General features: G+C 66.5%; 8 protein-coding genes. 4 read left to right on the top strand and 4 right to left on the bottom strand.

The window, feature by feature from the left end; translation table 11 throughout:
• Window positions 1-285: hypothetical protein (locus JHC79_RS06555; RefSeq protein ID WP_296389359.1), on the bottom strand; the 285-nt coding region annotated here is incomplete at its 3' end.
• On the opposite strand from JHC79_RS06555, the gene JHC79_RS06550 reads away from it, so the two are divergent.
• The gene (locus JHC79_RS06550; RefSeq protein WP_296389363.1) at window positions 271-1155 is read left to right on the top strand and encodes a GNAT family N-acetyltransferase; all 885 of its coding nucleotides are present in this window, start codon (window positions 271-273) and stop codon (window positions 1153-1155) included. The two genes, JHC79_RS06555 and JHC79_RS06550, sit on opposite strands and share 15 nt — an antisense overlap.
• 65 nt (window positions 1156-1220) lie before the next feature.
• On the opposite strand, the gene JHC79_RS06545 is transcribed toward JHC79_RS06550, so the two are convergent.
• Window positions 1221-1688: an SRPBCC family protein gene (locus JHC79_RS06545; RefSeq protein ID WP_296389358.1), complete on the bottom strand. Its 468-nt coding sequence runs from the start codon at window positions 1686-1688 to the stop codon at window positions 1221-1223.
• Window positions 1689-1835: 147 nt separating this feature from the next.
• On the opposite strand from JHC79_RS06545, the gene adh reads away from it, so the two are divergent.
• From adh to JHC79_RS06530, 3 genes are read left to right on the top strand one after another with little or no spacing between them, the layout of a single operon-like run.
• On the top strand, window positions 1836-3359 hold the full coding sequence (gene adh, locus JHC79_RS06540; protein ID WP_296389357.1) for an aldehyde dehydrogenase: 1524 nt from the start codon (window positions 1836-1838) through the stop codon (window positions 3357-3359).
• Between the two features lie 54 nt (window positions 3360-3413).
• The gene (locus JHC79_RS06535) at window positions 3414-3827 is read left to right on the top strand and encodes a DUF779 domain-containing protein (RefSeq protein WP_296389356.1); all 414 of its coding nucleotides are present in this window, start codon (window positions 3414-3416) and stop codon (window positions 3825-3827) included.
• Window positions 3828-3860: 33 nt separating this feature from the next.
• Window positions 3861-4751 carry an SDR family oxidoreductase gene (locus tag JHC79_RS06530; RefSeq protein WP_296389355.1) on the top strand — a complete coding sequence of 297 codons (891 nt, stop codon included), beginning with the start codon at window positions 3861-3863 and terminating at the stop codon, window positions 4749-4751.
• 55 nt (window positions 4752-4806) lie between these two features.
• On the opposite strand, the gene JHC79_RS06525 is transcribed toward JHC79_RS06530, so the two are convergent.
• Both JHC79_RS06525 and JHC79_RS06520 read right to left on the bottom strand, forming a co-directional pair.
• The gene (locus JHC79_RS06525) at window positions 4807-6147 is read right to left on the bottom strand and encodes a hypothetical protein (protein ID WP_296389354.1); all 1341 of its coding nucleotides are present in this window, start codon (window positions 6145-6147) and stop codon (window positions 4807-4809) included.
• Window positions 6148-6215: 68 nt separating this feature from the next.
• Window positions 6216-7472, bottom strand: coding sequence for an MFS transporter (locus JHC79_RS06520; RefSeq protein ID WP_296389353.1), 1257 nt, complete (start codon window positions 7470-7472; stop codon window positions 6216-6218).
• Window positions 7473-7562 lie beyond the last annotated feature (90 nt).

The following is a 7562-nucleotide window of genomic DNA, read 5'->3' as shown; positions in this document are numbered from 1 at the left end:
GCGACGTACGGCATCTACGCCTTCGTCATGGCGCGATACGCCCGGATGTGAGCGCGTTCGTTCCAAAATCTGTTGACGCCGGGCACCATCCATTGATCGGGTGGTGCCATGCCCGGTCTGGTCGTTCCCGTGTTGCACGGCGACGGGATCAGGCTGCGGCCGTTGTCGTCGGCGGATCTCGTCCCCGCCGTATCGGCAGTTCGAGATCCGCTGGTTGACTGGATTCCGACCGTTGATGCGGAGGTCGAACAGGCAGCCGCCCGCGAATAAATCGAACTCCAGCATGAGCGCTCGCGCGACGGCGCGGGCTATTCGTTCGCGATCGCCGACGCGGGCACCGACGAGGCGATGGGGCAGATCGGGGTGTGGCTGACCGATCCGCGTAACGGTCTCATCCGCATCGGTTACTGGGTGAGCGCCGACCATCGAGGTAAGCGCGTTGCGTCCCGTGCGCTTCGGGTCGCGACCGAGTTCGCGCTCGACATCGACGGCGCGGTGCGGGTCGAGCTCGACATCGAGCCATGGAACACGAGTTCACGCCGGGCGGCGGTCGGCGCCGGCTACCGGTGCGAGGGACTGCGCCGAGGCGCGATACGAATCGGCGGGATCCCGCGCGACGTGTTCCGGTACGCGCGCCTGGTCACGGACTCGACCCTCGGCTCCGCGGGGGCGGCAGAGTTAATCGCTGCTGACTGCACCGCTGCCGACGCGGCCGAACTACATGTCCTGCAACGGTGTTGCTGGGTGGCCGAGGCTATCGCCAACGACACCCTCGACATCCCGCCACTGCACGAGTCTCTCGCCGAGGTGCGCGCCTGGATCGGCGAATGGACGGTGCTCACCGTCCGCGATGGCACGCGGCTCGTCGGCGCGGTGCGCGGACGACTCGTCGGCGACACGTGGGAGATCGGCCGTCTGATGGTGGCGCCCGACCTGGCCGGCCGCGGCTTGGGACGTCGACTCCTCGAGCAGGCTGAACGACTCGCACCGTCCGAGACCACGACGTTCGAGTTGTTCACCGGCGCGCGGAGCGCGCGCAACATCGACCTCTACGAACGTGCCGGGTACCGGGTCGCCGAGTCATCGGGTGTGCCGAACGGCCACATCGCCGGGGCGGTTGTGCTGCGCAAGCCGGTGTCGAAAAATCGGCCCTGAGCGGTGCGGCGTGACGCATACGTCCACGCCGGCACGCTCAGAGCCGACTTATCGACATCAATAGATCAGGCGAAGCGCTTGGCCAGTTGTTCCAGCGTCTTGGTGATGCCGTCGCCGTTCTTCTTGTCGTAGCCGAACGCGGTGATCATCGCGGGCACCTTGGCCGTGCCGTAGTTGAACGACTCGGTGACCTGGGTGTTGCCGGGTGCGGTCTCGACCAGTTCCCAGCGCCACTTGTGGCCCATCGGGTGCTGCCACTCGACGACCTTGTTGTCGGCGAGCTCGGTGACAGTCGAGGTGATCTTGTAGGGGACGCCGAACTGCTTCATCCCGACGCTGAACTTGTCGCCCTTCTTCAGGCGGTCGGGGCCCTTGACCGTGGAATCGCGCACGGTGCCGGAACCGTCCAGCTCATGGTGGCGGTGCGGGTCGGCGACCAGCGCGAAGATGTCGGCGGCAGAGGCGTTGACGTTGACCTGCCGTGCGGTGATCTTCGGACCTTGATCGACGGGGATAACTGATGCCTGTGTCATCACCCCAACGTACGCACCCCGGATCTGCGTGCAACGGGCTTGCAACGTGATGCGGCGTAGCTTTGTGGTGTACATCACAGACACCCCGCGGGTGTGGTTCGGGTGACTCGACCCCTGCCGCCCTGCGGACAATGAGGGAGAGATCCGATGGCAGTGTTCGCCAACCCCGGAACCGATGGCGCGGTCATGAACTTCGAGCAGCGCTACGACAACTGGATCGGGGGACAGTGGACCCCGCCGGTCAAGGGCCAGTACTTCGAGAACCCGTCGCCGATCAACGGTAAGACCTTCTGCGAGGTCGCCCGCTCGACCGCCGAGGACATCGACCTCGCCCTCGACGCCGCACACAAGGCCGCGCCCGCGTGGGGCAAGACCGCCGTCGCCGAGCGCTCACTGATCCTGCTGAAGATCGCCGACCGCATCGAGGAGAACCTCACCCAGATCGCTGTCGCCGAGTCGTGGGACAACGGCAAGGCCGTCCGCGAGTGTCTCGCCGCCGACATCCCGCTCGCCGTCGACCACTTCCGCTACTTCGCGGGTGCTCTTCGTGCGCAGGAGGGTTCGCTGTCGCAGGTCGACGAGGACACCGTCGCCTACCACTTCCACGAGCCCCTCGGCGTCGTCGGACAGATCATCCCGTGGAACTTCCCGATCCTGATGGCCGTGTGGAAGCTGGCCCCGGCCCTGGCCGCAGGAAACGCGGTCGTCCTCAAGCCGGCCGAGCAGACCCCCGCGTCGATCCTGTACCTGATCTCGCTGATCGGTGACCTGCTGCCCGACGGCGTTCTCAACATCGTCAACGGCTTCGGCGTGGAGGCGGGCAAGCCGCTGGCGTCGAGCAACCGGATCCGCAAGATCGCGTTCACCGGTGAGACCACCACGGGCCGCCTGATCATGCAGTACGCGTCGGAGAACATCATCCCGGTCACCCTGGAGCTCGGCGGCAAGAGCCCGAACATCTTCTTCGCCGACGTGATGGCGTCCGACGACGGCTTCCGCGACCGCGCACTCGAGGGCTTCACGATGTTCGCGCTGAACCAGGGCGAGGTGTGCACCTGCCCGAGCCGCGCGCTGATCCAGGAGTCGATCTACGACGAATTCATCGACCTGGCGGTCAAGCGCACGGAGGCGATCAAGCAGGGCAACCCGCTCGACACCGACACGATGATGGGCGCGCAGGCGTCGAACGACCAGTTCGAGAAGATCACCTCGTACCTGAACATCGGGCAGGAGGAGGGCGCCAAGGTGCTCACCGGTGGCGAGCCGCTCAAGCTCGACGGTGACCTGGCCGGCGGCTACTACATCAAGCCGACGATCTTCGCGGGCAACAACAAGATGCGCATCTTCCAGGAGGAGATCTTCGGACCCGTGCTGTCGGTCGCGACGTTCTCCGACTACGCCGACGCCATGTCGATCGCCAACGACACCCTCTACGGTCTGGGCGCGGGCGTGTGGTCGCGTGACGGCGCCACCGCCTACCGCGCGGGACGTGAGATCCAGGCCGGTCGCGTGTGGACGAACACGTACCACGACTACCCGGCGCACGCGGCCTTCGGCGGCTACAAGGCCTCGGGCATCGGGCGTGAGAACCACCTGATGATGCTCGAGCACTACCAGCAGACCAAGAACCTGCTGGTGGGTTACGCTCAGAACGCGAAGGGCTTCTTCTGATCGGTCGCTTCTGATCAAGAGCGGCAAGGGATTTCACCGAAGAAGGAGACCGTGATGACTGCTACAGACAGGGTCGTCGCAACTGACTCCGCCGTGGAGCTCCTGACCAAGTTGTCGGAGCTCCACGGCGGCCTCATGATCCACCAGTCCGGTGGATGTTGTGACGGATCGGCGCCGATGTGTTATCCGGCCGGTGAGTTCCGCGTCGGTCAGCGTGACGTGTTGCTCGGCGAGATCACGTTGGCGGATCCCATTCCGGCAGTACGGGTCTGGATCCAGGGCGATCAGTACGAGGTCTGGAAACACACCCAGCTGATCCTCGACGTCGTGCCCGGGCGCGGTGCCGGGTTCAGTCTCGAGGCTCCCGAGGGAGTCAGGTTCCTGGCCCGCTCGCGCGTCTTCGACGAGGCCGAGAACACCTGGCTCGACGCGTGCCCGCCGCGACGAGGGGCCGAGGTCACCTCCTAGGAGTGTTCGTGCTCGCCCTCTAGGGTGGATCCCATGGGTTCAGTCAAGGGCAAGGTCGTTCTCATCACCGGAGCGGCGCGCGGGATCGGCGCCGAGACCGCACGTGCGCTGGTCAAGCGCGGCGCGAAGGTCGTGATCACCGACGTCGACGAGTCGACCTTGGCGCTCATTGCCGACGAGCTCGGCGACAACTGTGTGAGTGCGCTAGCCGACGTGACCGATCTGTCGGCGATGGAGGCCGCCGTGGCCGCGGGCATCGCACGGTTCGGCGGCATCGACCACGTTCTGGCCAACGCCGGAATCGCCAGCTACGGCTCGGTTCTCAACGTCGACCCGGCCGCCTTCCGCAAGGTCGTCGACATCAACATCAACGGCGTCTTCCACACCGTCCGCGCCGCGCTGCCGTCGGTGATCGAGCGCAAGGGCTACATCCTGGTGGTGTCGTCGCTGGCCGCGTTCGCGCCGGCACCGGGCCTCGCCGCCTACAACGCCAGCAAGGCGGGCGCAGAGAACTTCGCGAGCGCGCTGCGCCTGGAGGTCAAGCACCTCGGCGTCGACGTCGGCTCGGCCCACATGTCGTGGATCGACACCCCGCTGGTCCAGGACGCGAAGAAGGACCTGTCCGCGTTCTCCGAGATGCTGGCCGGCCTGCCCGGGCCGTTGAGCAAGACCACCACCGTCGACAAGTGCGTCAACGCCTTCGTCGCAGGTCTGGAGAAGCGCAAGCGTCGCGTCTACGTCCCGGGCTGGGTGGGCGCGCTCGGGTGGCTGCGCGGTGTGATCACATCGCCGGTCGGTGAGAAGGGTTCGCTCGACCAGGCGCCACGCATCATCCCCAAGATGGACGCCGAGGTCGCGGCCCTCGGTCGGTCCACCAGCGCCCGCAACATCGACAGCGGCGCGGTCGTCGAGTCCGGTCACTGACCTCGACCGATTCCCGCTCCACTTCTCCAGCCACGCTCCGTTTGCAAGCGGAGCGTCACTCGGCAAGCGGAGCGGTAACCGGCTCGTGGGGTCGGCGGGTGATGATCCAGGCGGCGACGCCGGCCGCGATGAGGCTCAGGACCGAGGTCGCCACGGTTGTCTCGGTGGCGGATTGGAAACCGAACTGATCGATGTCGGGGGGAGCGTCGGTGAGGGGTGTGTATGCGGTCCATCCGAAGTCGGCTCCTCCGCGAAGAGCGCTCAGCGGAACGCATGCGGACACCGCAGTGGCAATGATCGCCGGGTGGGCGAGCGGCTGCGAGGACGCTGGGTCGGACATGCAGACGGCCACCGTGTAGCTCGCCGCGATCGGTGCGACGAACAGTGCGCCCGCCGCCGCGACCAGTACAGAGGAGTCGCCGTGCACCAGCTGGAACAGGACGACGACCACGAGAACCGCGATCCCCACGGGCAGCAGATTCCGCCACCGCGCCGCCGCGGCCCCGAGACCGATGAGAACTGCGACCACGACGACGACCGGCCCGCCGACATCGGACACGTCCGCTGCCGCACCCGTCGCCACCAGGGCCACGGCCCCGACCCACGCCAACCCCGTTCGACCCGGCATGACGAGCGCAACGGTGAGCACGATGACGATCGCCACGCTGCCGAACACCCATCCGGGCGGCGAGATCCCGCCGCCGGTGGACCCGGACTCGTGTAACCAGAAGCTCAGGAGAACAACCGCCACAGGGACACCGACGCCGGCGATGATGACCGTGGTGTCAGGCCGACCGATGACAACCGATGTGGTGCCCCTGATCTGAGAGGCAAAGACCAGGAGCGCGATCAACGCGATGACGGCTCCGACAAGGGTCGCGACTCTGGGGTTCGATTCGATCGCGACGAGAGTGCTGACGCCATAATCAGCGGACCTGCGGTTCCCACCGAAGCCACCGAACGACGACTGAACCGACTGTGCGAGCAGGAACCCGGCCACGACACCGGCTGCGAGACCGATCCGGCCCGCCCGCCCACCGGTCGACGGGTTCGGGTGAGTCACCACCGCGAGTGACCCCAGCACCAGTCCGCCCGCGATCGCGGTCGGATACCCGATGCCCTGCTCGTTCGTCATCGTAAAGGCGAGAATCGCCAGCGCGATCAACCCGACGGCTGCGCCGACGAGCGCAATCACGAGGTGGCGCAGCGAGACCGCGACCACCAGCGCAACGAGTACCGCCGCGGCGGCAAATGCCGCGCTGCTGTTGAAGAAGCTGTCCCACCGCGACCCGACGAATGCGGAATCGAACACCTGGAATGTGGTGGGACCGAGGAGCGAGACGACGGCGACCGCTGCTCCGACCGCGGCAGCGAGCACAGCAGGCAGTGATTTCATGGCGCCACGATCTCATGTGCGGACCGGTATCGACCGTTATACGAACTAAAGAGCGTCGGACGGGCTGGTCAGGTCACGGACTCGACGGGCTCCCGGGCGACGTTGGTGATGACGAGCCCGGCGAGCACCGCGCCGACCACCATCAGTACGCCGACGTAGCCCGCGACACCGACCCACCCGAAGGCCGAGAACGCGATACCGCCCAGGGCGCCGGCGACCGAACTACCGAGGTAGTAGCCGAAGAGATAGAGCGACGAGGCCTCGGCGCGGTGGTCGCTGGCGCGGGCTCCGACCCAGCTGCTGGCCACCGAGTGCGCGCCGAAAAAGCCTGCGGTGAAGAAGAACACGCCGACGAGGGTGCTCGGGAGGAAGTCGGGAACGGTCACCACGAGGCCCACTGCCATCACCGCGATGGAGACGCCGAGAACGCGACCCCGACCGTGGCGATCCGACATCCGACCGGCGTAGGTGGAGGAGAACGTCCCCGCCAGGTACATCAGGAACACCAGGCTGACGATGCTCTGCGGCAACGAGAACGGGGAGTCCAGCAGGCGGTAGGCGAGGAAGTTGTAGACCGTGACGAACCCGCCCATCAGCACGAACGCCAACCCGAACAGACACAGCATCGGGGTGTCGCGGAGATGACCGGACAGGTTCGAGAACGTCGTACGGATGGTCACGCGCTGGGGTGTGAAGTTCTTCGAGGCAGGGACCAGCTTGATGAACACGAGCGCGAACGCCAGCGACACCAGGCACGCGACCTCCAGGGCCCATCGCCAGTCGACGACGTCGGCGGCCAGTCCGGGGACGAGACGCCCGGTCAGCCCACCGATCGTGGTGCCGGACACGTAGTAGCCCATGGCTTTTCCGAGCGAGGGGCCGTCGATCTCCTCCGCGAGGTACGCCATCGCGACGGCGGGGACACCGGCGCACAGGATGCCGACGAGTGCGCGCCCACCGAGCAGTATCTCGATACTCGGCGACCACGGCAGCAACAGTCCGAGGAGTGACGCGGCGATCGCGGAGATGACCATCACGCGGATACGCCCGTAGCGCTCCGACAACACGCTCGCCGGGATGATCGCCAACGCCAGCATGCCGGTGGTCAACGACACGGTGAGAGCGGACGTGGTGGGGGAGACCCCGAAGTGGTCGGAGAACACCGGCAGCATCGCCTGAACGTGATACATCGCCATGAACGCGGCCATGCCCGCCGCGAACAGCGCGATCGTCGCCTTGCGGAACGGCACCGACCCCGCCTGGTGGCCGGTCGGCGCGAGCGCCCCGGTCCCCGTGGCCTGATACGTCGAAGCAGTTGCAGTCATCTCGCCCCTTTCCCTTGCAAACGATGCCAGTCGCCCGCGTCGAAAGGAAATGAATCATTTGCGCATCGCTCATACACTCAGCGCATGAGC

Source organism: Williamsia sp. (genome assembly GCF_016462415.1).
Classification (GTDB): domain Bacteria; phylum Actinomycetota; class Actinomycetes; order Mycobacteriales; family Mycobacteriaceae; genus Williamsia_A.
The sequence above is the reverse complement of the archived record's forward strand: the minus strand, read 5'-3'. Positions and strand labels throughout refer to the sequence as shown.

Bases quoted from the DNA above. Each gene is read 5' to 3' on its own strand.
- JHC79_RS06525 (WP_296389354.1), bottom strand. From the start codon at position 6,147: ATGAAATCACTGCCTGCTGTGCTCGCTGCCGCGGTCGGAGCAGCGGTC.
- JHC79_RS06535 (WP_296389356.1), top strand. From the start codon at position 3,414: ATGACTGCTACAGACAGGGTCGTCGCAACTGACTCCGCCGTGGAGCTC.
- JHC79_RS06545 (WP_296389358.1), bottom strand. From the start codon at position 1,688: ATGACACAGGCATCAGTTATCCCCGTCGATCAAGGTCCGAAGATCACC.
- adh (WP_296389357.1), top strand. From the start codon at position 1,836: ATGGCAGTGTTCGCCAACCCCGGAACCGATGGCGCGGTCATGAACTTC.
- JHC79_RS06520 (WP_296389353.1), bottom strand. From the start codon at position 7,472: ATGACTGCAACTGCTTCGACGTATCAGGCCACGGGGACCGGGGCGCTC.
- JHC79_RS06530 (WP_296389355.1), top strand. From the start codon at position 3,861: ATGGGTTCAGTCAAGGGCAAGGTCGTTCTCATCACCGGAGCGGCGCGC.